Raw genomic sequence first — 22,223 nt, forward strand, 5'->3', positions numbered from 1 at the left:
GCCGCGAACCGCTACCCCTCCTTCTTTAACTTCTCGACGAGACCCTGAAATGCAGGCTCCTTTCGGATGGGCTCAAGGTCAGGATCGGTTTCAAGCGCCAGAACATCCTTGAAGCCCTTCTCCACGGCGTTTTGTAGAGCCTCAATGGCATCTTTTTTCTTTCCGTCCTGCGAATAAGCGCAGGCGAGATGGTATAACACCCTTGGATTCTCCGGGCTGATTTGGGCGGCAAGCGAAAAATTGAAGGCAGCAAGGCTGTAGTTCCGGGCTTGGAAGAATTGCATCCCCTCCTGGTTGAGCTGGACAGTCATCAGACTCAGAACGCGCCGCGCGACGAGTCGATCTGGGGTATCTTCTTTTCTAGCGGCGGTCCGCTTCAGGTCAGCGATTTCATTCTTCAGTTCCTGGCGTACCGAGGAGGAGTTCCCGCCACTCTGATACCTCTCTTTGAGCGCATAAAGTTTGCTGCCCAGCTCATTCTGACGATCTTCCTGCTCCTGCTCGCTCCGGAGGGACCGTCTGACCTCCTTCGAGTTTTCCAGGCGCGCGCGCTCGCTGTTAAATGCGGTGACATCCCGGAGGCCCTTGAAATCCGCCTCCAGGGCCTTGTAACCGAGAAACGCTTCATAGGCATTCTTCGACGAATTGTCGCTCTGAGCCTTTTGAACTGCCTTTTTGAGCACCTCGTCGATCAGCGTCTCGTCTCTCGTCCGTTTTCCTGATTTCATCGCCTGCAATTCCATCCATTCCACCGCATCCCCGCAAACTTCCGGAGGAGGCCAATCGTGGCTTCCCTTGAACATGACTATTCGGTGAGGAACTGCGAGGCGATCCAAAGTCTGATCCAGCTTCCGCATTTCGGAAAAATTGAAATCTTCGAACCCGACCGTGCCAAAGTATGCAAACGGGAGGGAGGGCGAGGGGTTTATTTCGGAGGGGAAACCGGCGCCGCAACCGATCACCCCGGCGGCAAGTCCTTTCAATGAGTAAGCCACAGAAACGGCCACCCGGGCGCCCCCCGAAAAGCCGGCGAGATAAACGCGGTTCTCATTGATCGAGAATCGGGTCTGGGTATCTTCAAATAATGCGCGAATGGCCGCAATGACTGGCTCGGGCGGTCCATTGCGGGAATTGTTCGAGCCCGCCAGAATATATCCATACCTCTCCGCGGCCTCTTTGAAACGCTCGACCGGGAGTCGCCCCCGCGCCCCCGCATCAAACGCATAAAGAATGGGCCACTTTCTTTCGGGGGTGTAGTGCGAGGGGAGATAGAGTGCGTACGTTTGTCGGGGATCGGCCTGACACGCGACCTTGTCAACGATCTGTCCCCGGGGAAGATTCTCCGGAGGAAATGCGCCCACCTGAGAGGAGGCGAATACTAGAAACCAGAACAGGGCAATCCTCAACAAGTTCACGAGCCGGCTTCTCATAAGGACTGGACGGGAGAAGGGAGGACACAATTCCGGCCTCTCTGTTTGGCCTGGTACAGGCGTTCGTCGGCCAAACGGATGAGGTCGGCGGGAGTATGAGCATCCTCGGGATAGGTAGCGACCCCAAAACTGGCCGTGGCACGGTAGGGTCCGTCATGATGATCTCCCCAAAAGACGGCCTCCTGCGTCTTGTGGCGAAGCTTCTCGGCCACGCCCAGCGCATCCGGGCGGGTCGTATTCGGAAGGATCGCACTGAACTCGTCCCCTCCGTAGCGGGCAATGATGTCGCTGTCGCGCAAGGAATTCATCAGGAGCACCGACACCTGCTTGAGAATCGCATCCCCCGTCAGGTGGCCATGGACGTCGTTGATCGACTTGAAGCGATCGATGTCGCACATGACAAAGGAACATGGTTTGCCGAGACGATTCATGCGATGCAGTTCCAGCTCAAGCTGTTCCATCAGGAAGCGATGGTTGTAAAGGCCCGTCAAGCCGTCGCGATTCGCGCGGACATCGACCCATCGGGCATTGGCTAGCGCAATGGAGGCGTAGTCCGCCACGGCTGACAGAACCCGTTCATCATTGCGGGTGAAGCCATTCAAGCGTCCACTCTGCACATCAAGTATGGCAAAGACCTCTCCGTGACGCTTCAAGGGCAATGTCAATTCCGAAACGGTCGGGCAGTCCGAAGTGAGGTTCGCGGTGGTGTAGCGGCTGTCTTGTTGGACGTTTCCTACATTGGCCATTGACCCCCGCAGTGCCACCCACACGGTAATTCCGGGTCCCGACAGAGGCAAACGTGTGTCGCTTGAATTGTCGAGGGAGACAAACCCCTTTTGGGCACGAAGGACCAGCTCATGGCTGGCTTTTTCAAGGGTCCAGAGCGAGCAATTCACGTAGCCGAACCTCTCCTTGATGATGGCCAGAATTTGCTCCACGAGTTGATCCACCACGAGCGTGGAAACAAGCGTTTTACCGATTTCCTGGAGCGTGGCGACCTCCTTCACGGTCGCTATGTATTTCTCCCGGTGCCGCTTGGTTCGTTCCATAATCAGGCAACTGAATACCATGACGAGGAAGAACACGGTGACGCGTACGCCCTCTGCCTGCGTGTTCAGAGTCTCATATCCGGAGAGGTGCAATAACAGCGTGAGGTAGGCGATGACAAACAGAGAGCTGATAATGAGGCCGTCGCGAAGGCCGACCAGACTTACCATGAAAACAAAGGGAAGAAAAATGACTGAGAAGAGCAGACTGCGCGCCTCATGGGCAACATAAAGATAATAAGTGAGCCACAAGATGGAGAGGAAAACCGGGATGTAAATGAAATGAGGATCGAATAAAAGCTTTCCGTCCAGGCGGCTTTGAAGCACGAGGAGCAACAAAAGGCTGTTGGCCAGAAAGAAAACAATGCACCACATCAACTCCCGCAGGCTCGTGCTGCTGAGGCCGAGCCACCGGCACAACCACAACACCGCGATGCCCAGCAGGTAACCAAAGGCTGCCAGCATGAGTCCCCGGCGTTTAGTCCGCCGGGCTGCCTCCTGTGTCGAGACGCTGTCGAAAGACTGAGCTATCATCGTGGTCTGAGGAGTGTCGGTAAATTAATGGAGAACTTCAATTATGGAACCCGGATAGGCGACCGCCGTCAACACAACCAGTTTAACATGAGTGCCGGCCTCTGGCGTGCTCTTTAGAGATCAAGGTTCAAAGTCCCAAGCCCAAGGTCCAAAGTCTTAAAACCCGTTCAAAGTTCCAGGTTCAAAAAACCTAGTTCAAAGTTCCAGGTTCAAAGTTCAAAGTTAAAACCCTGGGATTCCACGTTTTCAGCACTTGTTTTCCGACTTCTGACCTCTGATTTCCGGCTTCTTGCTTCCGGCCTCAGACTTCTGCCTTCCGACCTCCGACTTCTGCCATTAGCCTTCCCTCACCTAAGACCTGAAACCTGGTCCCTAACACTTGCTCTTCTGGCTTCCTGCCCCCGGCTTCTGACGTCCGACTTCCGCTCTCTGGCAACTGGCAACTGAAAACTGAAAACTGCTCTTCCAACCCCCCCCCAAAAGAAATGCCCACTCAGACGAGAAAATCTGAGTGGGCACGGGGTTTCGCTTGAACCTTATCTCAATCGCAAGGATTGAACCTGTTCACGCTTCCCTCTGCCGGAGATCCTGGATCGCACAGCGGCCACCACGGCCCCTGTTGAGACCAAGCCGGCAACGACTAGGAAAAATGTCATGGTGCGTGGTCATCTACCTTTCTACAGTGTGGTCGGAGTCTCGAGTCGAGCGGCGCACTGCATTCACTGTTGATTAACTCAGAACCCGGCGCCAGCATATCACCTCCAAAATAATTTTTCAAATTGTTCGAGAGCGCAGTGTCGAGAGCGCAGGAACCCTGCGTGGAAGATGGGGAGGGAAGGGTCTGATTCTAGGGCTTGCAATCATCGATAGGCTGTGAAACCATAAGTCGCGGTTCCGCAATCTCGACCGAGCCTGGCAAATCCAACGGTGTCCATTTCCGTGTGATCAGGGACAGCATGAAAGATCCACTCGCCTCCTCTCCTTCCGACTCAGGGGCGTCCGGCAGAAAACCCAAGAAATCACATCGGTCCGCTCGCCCGGATCCATTTACCCTCTCGGAGTCGGAGATGTTAAGCCAGTTGCCGCAGGCCATCGGTCCCAGCCTCTTCCTGGACCATTTCACCTCCGACGAAGTGTTTACCCAAATTGAGTCCACGAGCTTTCTTTCGGCCATGAAGAAAAAGGGCGTGCTGGCCCCACGGATTGAACTCGCGCGCGTTGAGCCGGATGAGCACCGTCTCATCGTCCTTGACGATTCTGAATCCGAGCCGATGAAAATGATCGAACTTCGGCTCGCGTTGATGCGGCTGGAGGTTCCCGTCCTGGCAGGATCTCCTTCTCTGACCGGTTTATTTGAGATGCTCGCGATTAACTGGGTCATGATGCAGAATCCGAGGGCTGCTTTTACGAAGGAGCGTCCCCAGCTCCCCGGGCAGGAACATCCCGGTCTGGGGCTGGGTCGAAAATGCCACGAGTTCCTGGTCCATCTGGGCGCCGGGCTTCGGCGGGACGGATTGGTCAATCATCCCCAATACTTTCACAACGCCGTCTTTTACCGCGATGATTACTATTTCATTGATCCCAAACGTCAGGGAGAACTGCTGGCCATGTTTCGTGATCTGGCCCGATACCCGATCGGGGTGGTGTCGCAGGCAATTGCGGATGGGAGGCTGGTGGACGTCCGACAACAGATGCGGATGGATTGGGACGCTGAGGAGATGGTCTGTCCCATCCAGGAACGTTTGAACGACTATTTTCAGGGCCGGGAGTACCGCGAGGTCGTCGAGGCGACGCTCTCCTCGTCCTCGTACGACCTGGCACCCTAGTGTTGAAAAGGAAGCGTCGCCGGCCTGGGGAATCGAGGGGCCAGGTCCCGGAAACCGAATGAAGGCCGGGCTTGATTTCTGCCTCTCCCGGCGTCATGATTTTCACTGCCACGGGTCAGGATCGAGGACTTCTGATCAGCTTCAATCCCGAAAGCATGAAGGGGGCGCAATGAGACGATATCGGTTTGGCATTGTTCACGTGGGTTTGATCCTGCTTTTCACGACGGCAGCATTTTCACAATCTCAGCCGCCGGTCGTCATGATCGTGGCCGGATCTCCTGAAGACAAGGCCTTGCGCGCGGTGGAAAACGAGCCGGATGCCGCCAAGCGGGTTCAGTTGCTGGATCAGTTCGTCAAGGATTTTCCCGCGATGGTGCAGGCGCCCGATGTCAACGAGATCTACGTTTTTGCCTATCAACAATTGAAAAACAGCGACAAGCTGATCGAGTACTCCGAAAAAGTCCTGGCGGTTAAGCCCAACGACATTGAGGTGCTGCCTCGTGCCATCAATGCCATGCTGGAGCAGCCCAGCCTGCTTGACAAAGCATGGGAATACGCCAAGCGTTATCAGACCCTGGCGCAAAATCCGGATACGGCAAGTGTGGGGCGGGCCCTCAGTGATCAGGACCGAGTTCGCATCCAGGCGGACGCCAAGGCGCTGTACGGTGCCGCGCGACAACAAAAGGAATATGCGATCTTACAGGCCGCATACCAGGAAGCGAACAATGACAAAAAAATCGCCGACCTGGAGAAGTTCGTTCAGGAATTTCCGGACTCGCCCCAGATTTGCGGCGCTTACTCGATCCTCGCCGTGACGTTCCTCCAAAAGCGAGACATCGCAAAGAGCGTGGAGAATGCGCAAAAATGCCTCCAGGCCAATCCGGATGATCTGGATATGCGGGTCCTCCTCGCGGATTTGCAGATCGAGGACAAGACTAAGACCAAAGAGACGGCGGAATTGATCCGAAGAGCCATTGAGCTGGCGGATGCCCTGGAATCGAAGCCGGTCCCCGAGGGTCAGAACGAAGCGGACTGGACCAAGCGCAAGAACTACCTCCGAGGGTCCGCTCATGGCTTGCGGGGGTACCTTGATTTGAAATCGGGGCAATACGCGAAGGCCCTGCCGGATTTGGAGCTCGCCTATAAGCTGCTGGGTGATGATCCCACCCTCCTTTACAGACTCGGCTTTGCGCTCGCCAAGCTGCGAAGGAATAGCGAAGCAGAAAACTATCTGTCCCGGGCTGCCAAGATGCCGGGTCCATTCCAACAGGCCGCCAAGAAAGCATTGAGTGAGTTGGGGCGTTAACGATGCCGGCAATTCTTGAAGTCAGAAATCTGAAAAAGGTCTTTTCGATCAACCCCGGACGCTCGGCAAGAAAATCGGGGGGGTCGAAAACGGTCACCGCGGTGGATGGCATTAATTTCACCGTCAACGAGGGGGAAGTATTCGGACTGCTTGGACCGAACGGGGCGGGCAAGACCACCACTATCGGCATTCTGACCACCCGCATTACTCCCACCGAAGGGACGGGCTACATTGCAGGGATTGACGTGGCCCGCGAGCCCATTCGGGCGAAACAGATTATCGCCGTGGTTCCCCAAAAAATGAATCTGGATCGGAGTCTGAAGGTCCGCGAGAATCTCACCTTTCACGCCGCCTATTTTGGCATGGCCAAAAAGAGACGCGAAGAGCGCGCCGACGAGTTGCTGGAATGGCTGCAGCTGAAGGACCGCGCCTATGATCGCGTCGATCGATTGTCCGGAGGCATGACGCAACGTGTCATGATCGCACGCGCGCTCATGCATGACCCCAAGATCCTTTTTTTGGACGAAGCAACAGTGGGGTTGGACCCCCAGTCCCGGCTTTTGATCTGGGAGAAAATCAAGGATCTGAACCGCAGGGGCCTGACCGTGATTCTCACCACGCACCACATGGAAGAAGCCGACGAACTCTGTCAGCGGGTTGCCGTGATTGATCATGGCAAGATCATAGCGCTCGACACCCCCGGGAATCTGAAGAAAATGATTCCCGGCGGCGAAGTCATAGAGATGCATCTGGCTTCAAACACCGACCCCTTGCTGGCAACCCTCGATGCCATCCCGGAGGTGCAGCGGGTGGAGCCGCTCGATGGGATGGTCCGGCTTTACGTGACGCCAGGGTCGAAACTGCTCACCCGCCTGGTGTCCATTGTTGAGGACCACCAGTGTGAATTGCTCGATGTCCGGGTGTCTCATCCGACCCTGGAAAACGTGTTCATTTTTCTGACGGGGAAAGGACTGCGCGAATGAATGTGAAGACCTTTCTGGCGCTCATGCGCCGGGACACGCTGGTGGCGGGGCGCGATATCGTGTCCTTTATGGTGCGGACCCTGGTGCAGCCGATGTTTCTGCTGTTCATCTTCGGGAATGTGATGTCGCGGATGAGCCTGGTCACCGGGGGCTTCAAAGAGATCCTGGTTCCCGGCGTGACGGCATTGACCATGTTGTTCGCCGGCATGCAAGCGGTCACCCTGCCGCTGGTCCTGGACCTGGGCTATACCAAGGAGATTGAGGACCGGGTTCTGTCCCCCATTGGCGTCCATTTCATCGCCCTTGAAAAGATGGTCATGGGGACGATTCATTCCATCTTTTCGGGATTGCTGGTGCTGCCGCTGGCCAAGGTCATGTTGCATGGCGGCGTCAGCCTGAACCTGCACCAATGGGAGTTGACGGTGGCTCTCGCCGTCCTGATCGGATTGGTCTCTTCCGCCCTGGGATTGACGATCGGCAGCTACATCAAGCCCGAGAAAATCGGCCTGATGTTTTCCCTGATCGTTGCCCCCATTATTTTCTTCGGCTGCACGTACTACCCCTGGATCGCGCTCTACCGCATCCCCTGGATGCAAAAACTGGTCCTTATCAACCCGCTTGTCTATATGGCGGAAGGACTGCGCGCCGCCATCACCCCCGGCATCCCCCATATGCCGCTATTCTGGATTCTCACGGGTCTGACCGTGAGCATGATCGTCTTCACCTGGCTGGGACTCGTGGGCTTTTACCGTCGGGTGATCGATTAAATAGTTCCAAGTCCAAAGTCCAAAGTCCAGAGTTTGGAAACACAGTTCAAAGTTCCAAGTTCAAAGTCGTAGAACCGAGATCAAAGTTTCAGGTTCAAAAAACCCAGTTCAAAGTTCAAGGTTCCAAGTTCAAAGTTGAAACCCTAATGTTCCTTCCGGCCTCTGGCTTCAGGCCTCTGCCTTCGGCGTTCCGACTTCTGACCCCCGATCTCTGACTTCCGACTTCTGCCATCAGGCTTCTTTCACCTAACACCTGATCCCTCACACCTGCCCTTCTGTCCTCCGGCTCTCCTTGTCTAACGCCACAGACCCGAAACCTGCCTTACGGCTTCCGGCCCCCTACCACCAGGAGTTCAAACGATCCAGAAACGATACTCGGTCGCGGTCGTGGCTGTTCCGGTGTAGCCGCAGGAGGGGGTCCGAACTGGGCCGTGACAAGATAAATGTTATGCGTCTTGGGATCGAGGGCCATGGTGCGGGCACCGCGCGCCGTCTCGACATTTTGGACCACGGTGAACTTATCCGGCGTGTCTTCATGCACGACAGTCAGGGTGCCGTCGCCATTTGAGCTGAAGGCGAGTTGGGTATCCGGGTCAAAGGCGTTAGCATCAACTCCGGATCCGATGGGCAGGGTGGAAATCACTTTTCCGTTGTCGGCATCCATGACCGCCATCATCTTGTTCCGGCATCCAATGAAGAGCCTCCGATGTTGTTTATCGAGGGCCATGCCGGAGGGCTCTTCGCAAGGCGCCAAAGCCCAGCGGGTCTTCAAGGTGAGTTTCTGGGAGTCAAGCACGGCAACTTCACTCTTGTCTTCCAAATTTACGAAAATCTGGCCCTTCCCATCAGCCGCCGCAAACTCCGGTTTTCCCCCCAGGGGGATGCTGCCCGCCACGGTCCCTGCAGCAGCATCGATCGCCGTCGTGTCTTTGCTCCTCCCATTAAAAGTGAACACCCGCTTGGACGCCGGGTCGTAGATGATCGCATCCGGATTGTCTCCGGTCTTGACGGAACCCAAAGGTTTGAGGCTCTTCAAATCGAAGAAAGTTGCCGTCCCGTCCCGCCCGTTGCTGGTGAACCCCCGACCCAGTTCTGGAATGAGGGCTATGCCGTGCACGCCGGGCGTGTTAGGAATCTCTCCCACCGCGGTATTGGTATCCAGGTCAACAACCATGACCCGGGTGGAACGTGAGATATAGACCCGGTGGGCGGCGCTGTCCACCGTCAGATAATCCCAGCCTCCCTCTCCACCCAGCGTAATTTTCTTAAGAACCTGGTATTCCTCTTTTGGAGAAGCGATCGCAGGAATGCTGATCAACAACCCCAAGATGAAACAAACGAGAACCATTCTGATGCATCGAATTTTCATAATATCCTCCCTCGGATTTGAACGACTTGTCAGTCTAGATCATGTCCCTGATTGAAGCCCCTAGGATCGGTTTTGGATATCACCCCCTCGAGTTAAATAGAAATGCACGGCGGGAGTGATCAGCAATGACAACAGCATCGAGATCAAGACCCCCCCAATTACTGCAATGGCCAGCGGTTGAAGCATCTGGGACCCGGACCCCCACGCCAGGGCGAGCGGGAGCATCCCCGCCACCGTCGCCATGGCGGTCATCACGATAGGGCGCAGACGCCGCCGGGCGGATTGAAACATGGCCTCTTCGGGGGAAAATCCCAGTTTCCGGTATCGCTGGTCGGCGTCCAGGAGCAGGATTCCATTCTTCGCCACGATTCCGACGACCATGATGAGCCCCATGAAAGAGGAGATGTTGAAGGTCGTCCGGGTGATGAGCAATGCCAGGAGAACTCCGGAGGTGGAAAGCAGGGCGGAGGGCAGGATGGACAACGGGGCGGCAAAGCTGCGAAATTCAAAGAGCAAAACGGTGAAGACTAGAACGATCGCGAGCACCAGAACCAGCACAAGATCGCGGAACGAGCGCTGCTGCTCCTGATAGGTCCCGCCATACTCCACCCGAATCCCGGCCGGCAGGTGAAGACCGGCCACGGCCTCCTGAACCTTGGCGATCGAACTTCCTAGATCTCTCCCTTCCAAACGCGCGGTCACCGCCACATCCCGTTGGAGATTCTCCCGGCGAATCTCCGTCTGGCCGGGAAGATCCGTGACCGAGGCCAGGGAACCGAGGGTCGCGGTTCGTCCGTTGGAACTGTTCAGCAGGGTTGCGCTCATCGCCTCAAGCGAGCTGCGGTTGCGGGCCGGAAAACGAATGCGAATCGTATAGGAGCGGTCATTGGCGACGACAGGGGTCGAGGCCGGCGCACCTTCGAGAATGGCAGCCGCATCCGTGGCCACCTCTTCCGGGGTGAAGCCGGATCGGGCGGCCCGCATGGGATCTACCTGAAATGCCACCGCAGGACCGCTGACCGTGTTGTCAATTCCATTCAGGATATCGACCACGCCGGGAATCTTCCCGATGGCCTCGGCGACTTTCGGCGCCCATTGCCGCAGCAATTCCGGATCCGGGGAGAATAACTTGATTTGAATGGGTTCCGGGGCGCCGGTTAAATCGCCAATCATGTCCTGTAACAACTGGATGAACTCCACATCGATCCCGGGTTCCTGCTCCGCGATTTTTGATCGAATCTCCGCGATGACCTCATCGATACTCCGGCCGCGGCGCTGCTTCAGTTTCACCGAAATATCTCCGGTGTTGGCCTCCGTCACCGCCGCCAGTCCCAGTTGCAGCCCGGTTCGGCGGGACGTGTTCTCGACTTCTGGAAGGGAGCGGGCCATGCGCTCGAGGTGGCCCACCACGCGATTGGTCTCCGCCAGGGAGCTTCCGGCAGGCATGATGTAGTCCAGCACAAAATCTCCCTCGTCCATCGCGGGCAGCAAGTCTGTTCCCAACGACCGGTAACACAGAAAAGTGGCGCCGATCAGAACGACGCTGCCGACAGCCATTCCCCAGGGATGGTTGAGAGCAAAATGCAGGTAACGTTCGTAAAAGCGGACGACCCGACCGAAGTACCGGCCGACCGGGGCCTCCGGGTGGGCGGCCAGTGTTTGCCCGTCCAAAACGGGGTTTCCCCCGTTTTCGGGAATCGTTCCCGGCGACCCCGGCACGGGCGGTGTCAATCCCCGGGATTCGCGAATGAAATATTGACTCAGGTTGGGGGTCCAGGTCAGGGCCAGGGCCAGCGAAGTGAACAAGGAGGCCGCCACGGTCACCGCGAGCGCCCGAAAAAAGATTCCGGTCACCCCGGCAATCGAGATCAGGGGCAGGAAGACAACGACCGGCGTGATCGTGGATCCCACCAACGGAGGCGTGATTTCCTTGAGAGCGCTTTGAATCGCCTCAAGACGCGATTGGCCCGAATCGCGATGCATCACGATGTTTTCCACCACCACGATGGCATCGTCAATCACCAGTCCCACGGCTGCCGCCAGTCCTCCCAAAGTCATCAGGTCGAAGTTTTCGCCAAGCATCTTGAGCACAATGAAAGTCACCAGAACGGTCACAGGGATCACCAGTCCGGCGACCACCGAGGTCCCCCAGTCCCGCAGAAAGAGGACCATGATCCCGGAAACGAGGATCAGCCCGATGAGAATGGCATCGCGGACGCTCTTGATCGATTCAGTCACAATAATGGATTGATCATAGAAAGGCTGCAATTCAACTCCGGGGGGCAGTGTGCGGAGAATCTGGGCGATCTCCGCGTGGACACTCTCCGCGACACGGACTGTATTGCTGTCGGGCTGACGGTTAATGTTCAGCAGCACCGCCGGCTTTCCATTTGCAGTGACCACGGTGTAAACCGGTTTGACGGATGGCGAAACGCCGGCCACATCGCCAATGTGGACCGGAAGTCCGGCAGGCGTCGTCTTGACAACAATCGCAGCAATCTGGTCCGGGCTGCGCACCTGCCCATTGACGAGGCTAAGGTAGAGCTGGTGATTCTGTTCAAGCAGACCCGGCGATTCGATCATGTTGGTGCGACGCACAGCATCCAGAAGGTCGGAGACGGTCACATTGGCTGCAAGCAACTTGGCAGGATCGGGTGTAATTTCAAATTCCGGTTCCCGGCCGCCCTGGACGATGACGGTGGCGACCCCCTCCAGGCGGTTGAGACGCGGCTTCAGCTCGTATGTCGCCAGCTCCCAGAGCGCGGTCTGCGGCACGCGTTCGGAAGTCAGGCTGTACCCCATGATCGGGAAGCTGGCGAATGTTAATCGATGTGTTTCAATCTTCGCTCCCGCGGGGAGCAGGGGCTGGGCGCGCGACAGGGCGGCGTCCACCAACTGGAGCGTCTGGAGCATGTCGACCTGCCAACTGAAGAACAAATCGATCTCTGCCGTTCCCCGGCTGGTGATGGACCACACTTTTTGCAGTCCCGGAACACTGTTCACCGCCTCTTCCAGCGGGCGCGTCACTGACACCAGCATCTGGTCAATCGGCGTGACCCCGGTGTCGACACCAATGACAATGCGGGGAAAATTGGTTTCAGGAAAGACGGAAATAGGGATGGTAAACATGAGATAACCACCCACCAGGGCCAGGGTGACAATCAGGAAGAGGATTGGCTTGGAGTGTTGCACGAACCAAAAGGGCGGCGGTTGGCTCGAGTCGTTTTTGTTTGCGCGATCGGGGAATCGGGAGCTCATGAAAGAAGGTTCAGTTTGTGGTGATTTCGCGGTGACCGGACTTCCGTTTCCAGCCTCTCCTTAGGGTTGACTGGCGGAGGAATCCGTCAGCTTGATCCTGGTGTTATCGGGTAGTCCAAAGCCGCCGGTGGTGATGACCCGTTCGCCGGGTTTGAGTCCTTGCGTAATCTGCACCTCGCCGCCTTGACGGATGCCCACCGTCACCTTTTGCACATGGGCGCGGTCATCGTTGCGGGCCACCATGACGGAGGTGGTGCCGTCCTCAGTGGTCAGAATGGAACTCGCCGGAACAACGACCGCCTTCGGAATCTCCTGAGCAACCATTGAAACTTGCACCGTCTCACCCGGTTTAAGCCGGTGTCCCGTGTTCGGCACTTGGATCCAGATCTCCACGGTCGTGCTGTTGGGATCGACCGCCGGACTGACCACCGTTACCGTCCCCGCAAGATCTTCAGAAATTCCAGGTCTCGATATTGTGGCCGGGTTTCCCACCTTTAATACGGCAGCCTCCTGCTGTGGAATGTGGGCACGGGCAATAATTTGAGAGATGTCCATGACCGTGATCAGCGGAGTTCCGGCGTTCGCCATTTCTCCCGGGTAAAACGGCCGATCGGTGACGACTCCATCAATGGGACTGCGGATCTCGGAGTATCCCAGTTGGGCCTTCGACCCCTGGTGCTTTCCCTCAGCAGAGGTCAATTGCCCCTTGGCTGCTTTGATCTCCTGCTGCCTGCCGACCGCCTTCAGCGCATTGAAGTGTTTCAAGGAGATTTCATATTGAGCCCGTGCCTGCGTGAAGGACACGGAGGCCTGATCCAGTTCTTTACGGGGAAGCGCGCCCTGACGATAAAGATTTTGCCGGCTCTCATAGACCTTTTGGGTCGCATCAAGCGCCTCCTTGGCCTGCTGGACATCGAGCTCCGCTTTTTGCATTTCTTCGGGAAGGCTTGCGGCCGTCGTGCTCTCGTAACTCGCCTGGGCTTGCTCGTAGATGCCCTTGGTCTCAATCTCGGCTGCCGCGAGGTCGCTGTTTTCGAGGACCGCGAGCAGTTGACCGCGATGCACGGGGCTGCCCCGTTGAACGTGGAACTCTCGGACGGGGGCGCTGATCTTCGGAGTCAACGCGGCCTGATGTAAGGGAAAGAGAATGGCGTCTGCCGTGACAATCCTCTTAATCGTGGCCTCACGCGCCACCGCCGTCTGGACAGAAACAACAGGTTCCTTTTCGGCGGGCTCTTTGGAGCAACCCCACGCGAGCCCGAGCCAGATGAGAAGCCCCCCCAGGACAAGGTTCCGTTTAAAGCCGGGTCGATAGGTCTCGGTATTCCCCGCATGGAGTCTTCGGTTCAAGGGTCTTCCCATCTCAAGGGGCATTCTTCAAAAACTCCCGGTCAGTGTCTGCAAAGTGGCCAGGGCGACACGAAAACGCATCTCCCCGTCATCATAGGCGTTACGGTTCTGCGTCAAGGTGTTCTGCGCATCGACCACCTCGAGGACCGAGGCTTCCCCGGCCTGGTAGCGCAGGGTTGTCAGGCGCAGGCTGTCGGCGGCAAGCTCCGCGGAACTGCGCAACGTTTCCAGCTGCTCATGCGACGCTGCCGCCTCGTTGAAAAAAGACCGCAGATTACTCAGGAGCTGGCGCTGGGCAAATGTCAATTCTACGCGAGCTTGTTGGCGCCGCAAGTCCGCTTGGTGCACCTTGCTCCTGGTGGCGCCCCAGTTCCAAAGAGGAATATTCACCGTTCCGATGGCTGAGGATCCTACATTGGGGACGCCCTCCGTCTTGGTGGCGAACCGTGTGGCGTCAATCCCGTAAAAATAATCCAAACTGAGCGAAGGAAGGTAGCCGGCCCGGGCGACTCGCATCTCCTGGCTTGCCACCTGGAGCGCTGCGAGTGCGGCGCGAAGGTCTGGATTATCTTGCTGAGCCAGCTGCTGGACTTCGGTGAAGGACGGCAAAGCCGGGCTGTGCTCAAGATCGTCCACTACCATGAAATTCTGGTTGAAATCAGGAAACAGCAGAATGCCGAGCGACAAGCGACTCTTTTCCATCGACAATCGAGCTTCGGAAAGGTCTCGCTGGCGATCGTTAAACTGGAGTTGAGCCTTGATCACATCGGAATGAGCCACCTCTCCGCCCTTCTCGAGGTCCTGGGTGATCTTCAAGAAACGTCGGGCTTCTTCGGCCGCCTGCTGGACCGTCGCATACCGGCGTTGCGCCACAAGCACGGCGTAATAATTCTGCACCACCGTCACCGTCAGCCCCCGCGCTGCAATCTCGGATTTGGCTTGTGCCACGGCCTCCGCGGCCTGGGAACGCCGGTATTCGGCGAACTGAGAGAGTCCAAATGCCTGATGCACATCGACCTGGCTGACGTATTCATGAACCGCATTGTTGGCGATGAACCGGCCGGTGGGAGTCCCGTTCCCTTGAGTGTATAGGTACTGGTTGGTATAGAGGGCTGTGGGCAGAAGTCCCGCCCGGGCCTGGACATGATCCTCGCGTGCCGATTGATATTCATTAATCGCCGCTTGAAATTGAGGGCTGTTCGCCCGGGCATGGTCGAGGGCATCCTGCAAGGTAATCGTCAGAGGAGCCGCCGTTTGATCGGGCGCCGGGCCGCTTGCAACCTTTTTGGGCTCGTCCTTCACTCTCCCCTCCGCTGCCACCATCGGTGCAAGAAAATGGAAAGCCAGGAGCGTAAATAAAATAGTCCTGGCCATCGGCGAAACGAGCAAAAGGAATGAGCACACCTTGGAACGGAAATGATTTCGAGTCATCTCTCGCCTCCGAAAATCGTTGATTCATAGCTGAAGCAATGCCGATTCTAACGGTGAAGATCGATTCATGGAAACAAAAAATCAGCGAATGGCCAGGTTAAGGCCGGCATCCCTCTGAGTGAGGGAATCCCAGTTCGTTCTTTGGATTTTGAAAACCATATCGAGTGAGCCAGAGAGATCCATCCCTGACTAGGCCAATACCGGCCGCATAGAACTTGTATTCTCTATTCCCGGGTTCCAAAGGGGTGGTCTCTTCCGCTTTAATACAATCCTTGAATTCGTCCCGGGGAGTCTTCAAGGTTTCTCGAACAGTGATGATTTTGGAAGAGGATGTGAAATCGATGGTCCGGAGTCAGAAGGGAGGCAGCCCAAAAAATGGCGGGAGGTAGGCGCTGGGGGGACAACGCTCAGACCTCCCGCGTGTCACTTCAGTGCACGGTGAGGGAAACGACTCCAAGATTCGAGTCGACGAATCCATCCCATGCAGAGAAGGTGAAGGAATCGGCCCCTACAAATCCCGGATCCGGGAAGAAGGTGGCAATTTTCCCGTTCAAAGCAACGGTGCCATTGCTCGGCTGTGACACGATCCGTAAGGTCAGCGGGTTTCCATTCGGATCGGTGGCCGTCAGCGTGATCGCCACTGAATTTCCAGACGTCGTCGTGGCAGAGGTATTACTGACGACCGCAGGCCGATTGCGGCTCGCATCCTCGCTGGAGGGGCCATTGTGACATGCGTAGCAGCCGATTTGGAACCCTTTCCAGAACACCTTAGTGCCGAATTTCGTGCTGATAGTCCGATCGGCTTGAGAGCGAGAGAGTACGGTTCCCCGGTAATCGATGCCATGACAGGCCTGGCACCGGGCTCTGCCACTGTTCTCCGCCGCGTCAGGGTGAGCGGAGACCCATTGTTGTCCCACGGTGTGCATCCCATGAGGCCCGCCCGTGGCGCTGTTTATCGTGGCCGATGATGAACCGGAACTGGACGTTCGTCCACCTTCAGTTCGGTTTCCACCTGAGGAACGGGTTCCGGAGACGTGGCAGGCAGAGCATTCCGCCAACACCCCCTTGTGACCTTGAAGTCTAATGTTCGCGATGTTGTCATTGGGGTGCGAACTCGGGAATTCCGCATGGGTGGATCCATGACATGCGGAACACTGAACCCCCCCGTGACCTGACGAGAAGCGGTACATTGAAAGACCCGCATCCGGCGTATTCTGATTGGTTGCAAAGAGGGGGTTGATCGCCTGGCGGGGTTGGCCGGTCGGTTCAAATACCGTGGTGAAGCGGATTTGACCGTTGTTGCTGATTGCAGTGCCGGTGTGACAACTCTGACAACCCGGTTCCTCGAGCCAGCCCTTTCGTCCTACCGTCCCGACGACAGCCATGGCCCCATGGCAGTTCTGGCATTGGATTTCCATGCTGCCGTCAGCCGCCACGGCATTCCCCATGACGCCCCGCAGACACTTGGTGACCGCTCCGGGATGGCACCGGTAGCAGGCAGAGCGATTGACGATGTCGCCAAGGACCATGCCATTGGTGGGATCCACAACCTTCGAATGGAGTGTGTGCATGTCTTGAGTCAAAGGATGAATGGAAGGGTCTCCAAATCCGGGGAGCGCGTTCGAGGTATGGCAATTAACACAGAGGATGGGTCTACCCATTCCGGCAGGAGGTGGAGCGGCCGTGGCATAAAGACCGTCCGGGCTGTAGCCGGCGGTTTGAAGGAGGGCCTTGTACTTGGCGTTGAAAGGATCGGCAGGATCCAAATGTCGTCCATCCTTTCGCCGCAGGATATTCAGCTTCACATCCTTAACGGGATCCGGATTGAAGACCCAGCCATCCTTGGGCATGGCGGCCGGGTTGGAACCCGAAAGATGGCAGGTTTTGCAGTCCATTTCATCCGACACCGGGAGCACAATGTCCGTAGTCGCCAGGACCGTTCCCGACGAATTCCTTGCCGTCAGGCGCATCATGGGATAGGTGTTTTTCTTCCCGGCGTCGTCAATGGGTGTTAAGGGAATACCATCCGCTATGAACCAGTTCATGGCCGTATCAAACTTCATGGGCTGAGGCGTGTTGGCCGTTCCGGGCATGGCATTTCCGGACAAGCCCACGTCAGGAGCTGGGGAACCGCCAAAGAGCGCCTGCACGAATTGCCAGAAATTGGTTTTGGTGATGGAACTCTTGTTGATGGAGTTGGTAGGATCGGCGACGGCTTGGTAAGTGACTGTGATCCCAGTCGGGCTCTTCACGAGATGCCCATTGGGATCGATGAGTTGCGCCTGAATGGTATTGAAAGGTGGAAGGAGCGAGAGCACGGAGTAGTCACTGTCCATGCAATGCATCCCCAAATTGTTCCACCCGACAAGAGTGTAATGGCTTTGAGCAAATGACGGCGTCAAGACCAATAGACTACCCAAAAGAATCAGACAAAAGTGGAGCCAAGGCCTTTTCATAAAGGTCCCCCTTTTTCATTGGTATATGAAACGGAAGAATCACAGAGGGGTGGGTTACTTCTGAAGAACAGAGATTTTCACCCCTCTTCTTGGGTGTGAGAAGGAAGACCTTAGAATCTTCGGCGCCTCCTGCGTCTTGATTAAAGGTGTATTTTCCTCGAGCCCGATGGGCACTATACTTCGTGCGAAAACAGCGTTAACGGGATTCTCTGAAACCACATGAAAAAATCCCGACTGCACGATCCACTGCCGCGGGTCCGCCCACACACACTTCCAGCTACGTCCTGTTCGTGGATGATTTCAAAGCGGCGACGAGGCGTGATAACCTGAGGAGTCTAGGAGTTGCGTTTGTTCTGCTTTCGATGCCGGTTTCAAAGAATCCGGAGCCTCGAACCCGCTCGTCCCAAGTGGGTCAGTAAAACAACAAGGCACACCAGTAGAATTCTATGCCCAGTCTTCAAAATGCTGGGGCCGCGCCAAGAAACTTCATCAGGCCATGGAAGAAATTGCGAGCCATGGTTTCCTGTCGCAACGTTTGCGAGGCTGCGGCAACCCTCGACGCCTTGTCGCGAAATGAAACAGCATCTGAGGTTCCAAACCGTGACCTAATCTAATTTGTTTAAAATGGGACAATTAGAATTTCTCAGAAATGATAAATGGATTTCAATGAGGGTGAGTGGGGGAAATTATACCCGATTTGTCCGGATTGAGATTCCGATTTTGGAATGGACTGTCCCTAGGGACAGTCCCCGATTTTGAACTTAATTCAACGGACAACTTTCCTGCATGTCATTTTTTTCTCGTAGACGGAATCTGGGAAGGCCAAAATGGTAATTTTGATTGCACGACGAATTTTTGATACAGTCCTCGCGCTGTTAGTCGGATAACAAACGATTAAATCATGAAGTCCTCTTGGAGGACATTGATCTCCTCATCTTGCCAGGGCACTGGCGATCGGGCGCGCCTGAAGATGATCCGGTTCATCCTGATCGGTTCAGGTGGGAACATTCGGCACCAACCGGCAGCTTTCGACTTAGGACAATTCTGTCATTGGATACTATCATGATAGGCATTGGATTTGGAGCGACTGTCCCCGCGATGAATCCGCGGTAGGGGCGCATAGCCATGCGCCCCTACGTTGAATCTTGCGCGATTCTGTAACATTGTCAGTGACGTTCGTATCAGATTGCCCGCGTGGCGTCGGCGGAGCACGGAACTGGCAGTCTCAATGTGTCACATCAGAGCAAGGTTCCAGGTAGCATGAAAATCAACGCGTAGGAATTTCGTGGAGGAAAACACATGAAGCGTGAACGAATTATGGGCGTTCTGCTGGCCCTCTCTTTTATTTTAGGAATGGGGAAAGCCTTCTCTCAAGCCCCGAGCTCTGATCAAACGAAGCAAGAGAAGCCGCAAACTCAAGCGGAGGATCAGAAGCGAAAGTATCCAGCCTTGCCGAGCGAAACGCCACCCGAATTCAAGCGGGCAATCGACAGCTTCGACTACATCCGGCGGGACGTCATGATCCCCATGCGTGACGGAGTGAAGCTGCACACCGTCATCCTCATCCCGAAGGGCGCGAGCGGTGCGCCGATGCTGCTGACGCGCACGCCCTACGACGCCACCAAGCTGACGAACCACGCTGAGAGTTCCCATCTCGGCCCGATCCTTGAGGGGTACGACAACACCGTCGACGTGATTGTCGAGGGCGGTTACATCCGCGTGGTCCAGGACGTCCGCGGCAAGCATGGCTCGGAGGGGGACTACATGATGAACCGCCCACAGCACGGGCCGCTCAACCCGACTCCGGTGGATCATGCCACCGATACCTACGACACCATCGACTGGCTGGTCAAAAACGTTCCGGAGTCGAACGGCCGAGTGGGCATCCTGGGCATCTCTTACGACGGTTTCACGCCGCTGATGGCGCTGGTCCATCCGCATCCCGCACTGAAAGTGTCGGTGCCGATGAACCCCATGGTGGACGGCTGGATGGGCGACGACTGGTTCCACAACGGCGCTTTCCGTGAGCTGGGCATGGCCTACATCCTGGACCAGGAGGCGACGCGCAAGTCGGAGCCCCAGTGGTGGACAAGCCACTTTGATGATTATGATATGTTCATGGAAGCGGGATCGGCAGGCGAGCTCGGCCGCCGCCGCGGTCTCGAACAGGTCGGCTTCTGGAGGAACATTCTCGCGCACCCTAGCTATGACGCCTTCTGGCGCGATCAAGCGGTGGACAAATTATTGGCGGCAGAGCCGCTGAAGGTACCGGTGATGCTCGTGGACAGCCTGTGGGATCAGGAGGACATCTACGGCGCCATCGCTGTCTACAAGGCCATCAAGCCCAAGGACACAGACAACGATAAGGTTTTCCTGGTGCTGGGCCCGTGGCACCACGGCCAGGAAATTCGTGATGGCAGCACGCTCGGTCCATTGAAATTTAACAGCGATACCGCGCTCACCTTCCGCCGGGAGATCCTGCGCCCTTTCCTGGACCAATACTTGAAGGATGGCGCGCCCAAAGCCGACGTTTCACCGGTCATGGCGTTTGAGACCGGGACGAACACATGGCGTCGCCTGCCCGCTTGGCCCGCCGGCTGCACTTCCGGCTGCACGATCCAGGCGACGCCGATCTATCTTTCCGCAGGCTTGAAACTCCACTTCGCCGCCCCTAAGATCGGGGACGCGGCGTTCGACGAATATGTCTCTGACCCCAGCAAACCCGTTCCGTTTCACGCGCGCCCCATTCCTGCCGGCAACTTCGATGGCGGCAAGAGCTGGCGCGAGTGGCTGGTGACCGATCAGCGCGAGGCTGCGGGGCGCCCGGATGTTCTAGCGTTCGTCTCCGATGTCCTCAAATCGCCTGTCAAGATCAGCGGACAGCCGCAAGTGCACTTGGTCGCCTCCACCAGCGGGACCGACTCTGACTGGGTGGTCAAGTTGATCGACGTCTACCCCGACGAAGTGGCGGCCCAGCCGGAAATGGGCGGATATCAACTGATGGTTTCCGCCGACATCTTCCGCGGCCGCTATCGCGAAAGCCTGGAGACGGCCAAGCCCATCGCAGCAGACCAGCCGCTGCCGTACCGCTTTGCCCTGCCCACGGCGAACCACGTCTTCCTACCCGGGCACCGCATCATGGTGCAGGTCCAATCGAGCTGGTTCCCCCTCTACGACCGCAATCCGCAGACCTTCGTTCCCAACATTTTCTGGGCAAAGCCTGGGGATTACCGTAAGGCCGTCGAGCGCATCTACCACGCCCCCGACCAGGCGAGTTTTATCGAACTGCCGTTGGTCGTGACGCATTGAGAGGGGACGATAGTGGAAAAAAGGTCCGGCAGGCCCGAATAGTAGAGAGAATCAGGAAGGGCGGATCCGCATTTCTGAACGAGATCGGCACGCACAGCATTTCTATTGACGGGCTGATCTCCCGAAACGGGCGCCTGTCCCCGGTTTGTGGAGTGCATTACTTCTCTTGATATGGTAGAATTTGTGGAAGTGGAGGAAATCGTGCACACCGCTTACATTACATCCAAGGGCCAATTGGTGGTGCCGGCGAAGATGCGCCGCAAGTACAACATCAAGCCAGGCACCCGGATTAACTTTATAGAGGAGCCGGATGGAAAGATTGTCATGCAGCCGATCACCCCGGAGGCCATCCGTTCCCTGCGAGGGATTCTGAAACCGAAGACGGGTGAGAAGTCGGCCACGGGGCAGTTGTTGGGGGATCGAACCGAAGATCGTCGCCGGGAGGAGGCGCGGCTTGCGAAACATCGTCCTCGATAGCTTTGCCGTGCTGGCCTTCCTTTTTGATGAACCGGCAGCCGAACAGGTGGAAGCGCTGCTGAACAAGGCGGAGCAGCAAGGAGATCGAGTCCTGATCGGGGCCGTCAACTGGGCGGAGGTTCTTTATCGGGTGTCCCGCATGCAGGGAGAAATCGGGTTAGCGGCCGCGCGGCAGTTCGCCCAAACACTGGCCTTGGAGATTGTTCCCGCCGACGCCGTCCAGGCGGAAGAGGCCGCTGAGTTCAAGCTCGCCCACAAAATGTCGTTGGGCGATTGTTTCGCCGCGGCGCTGGCCAAAGTAAGGAAAGCGGATCTGGTGACCGGCGACCCTGATTTCAAGTCGGTGGGGGGGCGCATCCGAATCGCCTGGCTGAAGCCCTCCTCCTAAAGATAATCCTACGCTGTTGAGAACGGTTGAAAGAAAATACATGCGGGTCCGGGACCGCCATCCTCCTGGTCCACCGTGTCGCCTCCACCAGCGGGACCGGCTCCGACTGGGTGGTCAAGCTGATCGACGTCTACCTGGGCGAGTTGGCGGGGCAACCCAAGATAGGGGTTATCGAATGTTCGTGCCTGACCCTAACGGGTTTCTTTTGCCTTCCTGATTAGTCCGCTTGAATCAAGAGCAAGCTTCGAATTATACTGCGCCAGCATTCAAGCTTTTCTTGGAGCCCGTCATTG

At 56.7% G+C, this 22,223-nt stretch carries 15 protein-coding genes; 8 read left to right on the forward strand and 7 right to left on the reverse strand.

Annotation, left to right across the window (positions count from 1 at the left end; genetic code table 11):
* Window positions 1-11 precede the first annotated feature (11 nt).
* On the reverse strand, window positions 12-1,430 hold the full coding sequence (locus tag LAO21_08270; protein MBZ5552699.1) for a hypothetical protein: 1,419 nt from the start codon (window positions 1,428-1,430) through the stop codon (window positions 12-14).
* Window positions 1,427-3,010 carry a sensor domain-containing diguanylate cyclase gene (locus tag LAO21_08275; protein ID MBZ5552700.1) on the reverse strand — a complete coding sequence of 528 codons (1,584 nt, stop codon included), beginning with the start codon at window positions 3,008-3,010 and terminating at the stop codon, window positions 1,427-1,429. The genes LAO21_08270 and LAO21_08275 overlap by 4 nt, the downstream gene beginning before the upstream one ends.
* 956 nt (window positions 3,011-3,966) lie before the next feature.
* On the opposite strand from LAO21_08275, the gene LAO21_08280 reads away from it, so the two are divergent.
* The 4 genes from LAO21_08280 (at window position 3,967) to LAO21_08295 (ending at window position 7,892) form a co-directional block, all read left to right on the forward strand.
* Window positions 3,967-4,836 carry a hypothetical protein gene (locus LAO21_08280; GenBank protein MBZ5552701.1) on the forward strand — a complete coding sequence of 290 codons (870 nt, stop codon included), beginning with the start codon at window positions 3,967-3,969 and terminating at the stop codon, window positions 4,834-4,836.
* A gap of 169 nt (window positions 4,837-5,005) precedes the next feature.
* A complete protein-coding gene (locus LAO21_08285) occupies window positions 5,006-6,142 on the forward strand; it encodes a hypothetical protein (protein MBZ5552702.1) in 1,137 nt (378 codons plus the stop codon).
* A gap of 2 nt (window positions 6,143-6,144) precedes the next feature.
* Window positions 6,145-7,125, forward strand: coding sequence for an ATP-binding cassette domain-containing protein (locus tag LAO21_08290; protein ID MBZ5552703.1), 981 nt, complete (start codon window positions 6,145-6,147; stop codon window positions 7,123-7,125).
* Window positions 7,122-7,892: an ABC transporter permease gene (locus LAO21_08295; GenBank protein MBZ5552704.1), complete on the forward strand. Its 771-nt coding sequence runs from the start codon at window positions 7,122-7,124 to the stop codon at window positions 7,890-7,892. The genes LAO21_08290 and LAO21_08295 overlap by 4 nt, the downstream gene beginning before the upstream one ends.
* Window positions 7,893-8,214: 322 nt before the next feature.
* Here LAO21_08295 and LAO21_08300 read toward each other — a convergent pair whose 3' ends face one another.
* The 5 genes from LAO21_08300 to LAO21_08320 all read right to left on the reverse strand — a co-directional run bounded on the left by LAO21_08300 (window position 8,215) and on the right by LAO21_08320 (window position 17,636).
* On the reverse strand, window positions 8,215-9,240 hold the full coding sequence (locus LAO21_08300; GenBank protein ID MBZ5552705.1) for a YncE family protein: 1,026 nt from the start codon (window positions 9,238-9,240) through the stop codon (window positions 8,215-8,217).
* An 81-nt stretch (window positions 9,241-9,321) separates the two neighbouring features.
* Window positions 9,322-12,519, reverse strand: coding sequence for an efflux RND transporter permease subunit (locus LAO21_08305; GenBank protein ID MBZ5552706.1), 3,198 nt, complete (start codon window positions 12,517-12,519; stop codon window positions 9,322-9,324).
* Between the two features lie 60 nt (window positions 12,520-12,579).
* Window positions 12,580-13,881 carry an efflux RND transporter periplasmic adaptor subunit gene (locus LAO21_08310; protein MBZ5552707.1) on the reverse strand — a complete coding sequence of 434 codons (1,302 nt, stop codon included), beginning with the start codon at window positions 13,879-13,881 and terminating at the stop codon, window positions 12,580-12,582.
* Window positions 13,882-13,896: 15 nt separating this feature from the next.
* Window positions 13,897-15,300 (reverse strand): TolC family protein, encoded by a 1,404-nt coding sequence (locus LAO21_08315; protein ID MBZ5552708.1) that lies wholly within the window; start codon window positions 15,298-15,300, stop codon window positions 13,897-13,899.
* Between the two features lie 428 nt (window positions 15,301-15,728).
* Window positions 15,729-17,636 carry a hypothetical protein gene (locus LAO21_08320; GenBank protein MBZ5552709.1) on the reverse strand — a complete coding sequence of 636 codons (1,908 nt, stop codon included), beginning with the start codon at window positions 17,634-17,636 and terminating at the stop codon, window positions 15,729-15,731.
* A gap of 1,638 nt (window positions 17,637-19,274) precedes the next feature.
* Between LAO21_08320 and LAO21_08325 the strand changes: the two genes are divergently transcribed.
* The 4 genes from LAO21_08325 to LAO21_08340 all read left to right on the forward strand — a co-directional run bounded on the left by LAO21_08325 (window position 19,275) and on the right by LAO21_08340 (window position 22,151).
* Window positions 19,275-21,065 carry a CocE/NonD family hydrolase gene (locus LAO21_08325; GenBank protein MBZ5552710.1) on the forward strand — a complete coding sequence of 597 codons (1,791 nt, stop codon included), beginning with the start codon at window positions 19,275-19,277 and terminating at the stop codon, window positions 21,063-21,065.
* A 171-nt stretch (window positions 21,066-21,236) separates the two neighbouring features.
* Window positions 21,237-21,542 (forward strand): AbrB/MazE/SpoVT family DNA-binding domain-containing protein, encoded by a 306-nt coding sequence (locus LAO21_08330; protein MBZ5552711.1) that lies wholly within the window; start codon window positions 21,237-21,239, stop codon window positions 21,540-21,542.
* Window positions 21,520-21,930 (forward strand): type II toxin-antitoxin system VapC family toxin, encoded by a 411-nt coding sequence (locus LAO21_08335; protein MBZ5552712.1) that lies wholly within the window; start codon window positions 21,520-21,522, stop codon window positions 21,928-21,930. Before LAO21_08330 ends, LAO21_08335 begins: the two co-directional genes overlap by 23 nt.
* 26 nt (window positions 21,931-21,956) lie before the next feature.
* A complete protein-coding gene (locus LAO21_08340) occupies window positions 21,957-22,151 on the forward strand; it encodes a hypothetical protein (protein ID MBZ5552713.1) in 195 nt (64 codons plus the stop codon).
* Window positions 22,152-22,223: the final 72 nt, after the last annotated feature.

The sequence above is a fragment of the Terriglobia bacterium genome (genome assembly GCA_020073085.1).
Classification (GTDB): domain Bacteria; phylum Acidobacteriota; class Terriglobia; order JAIQFV01; family JAIQFV01; genus JAIQFV01.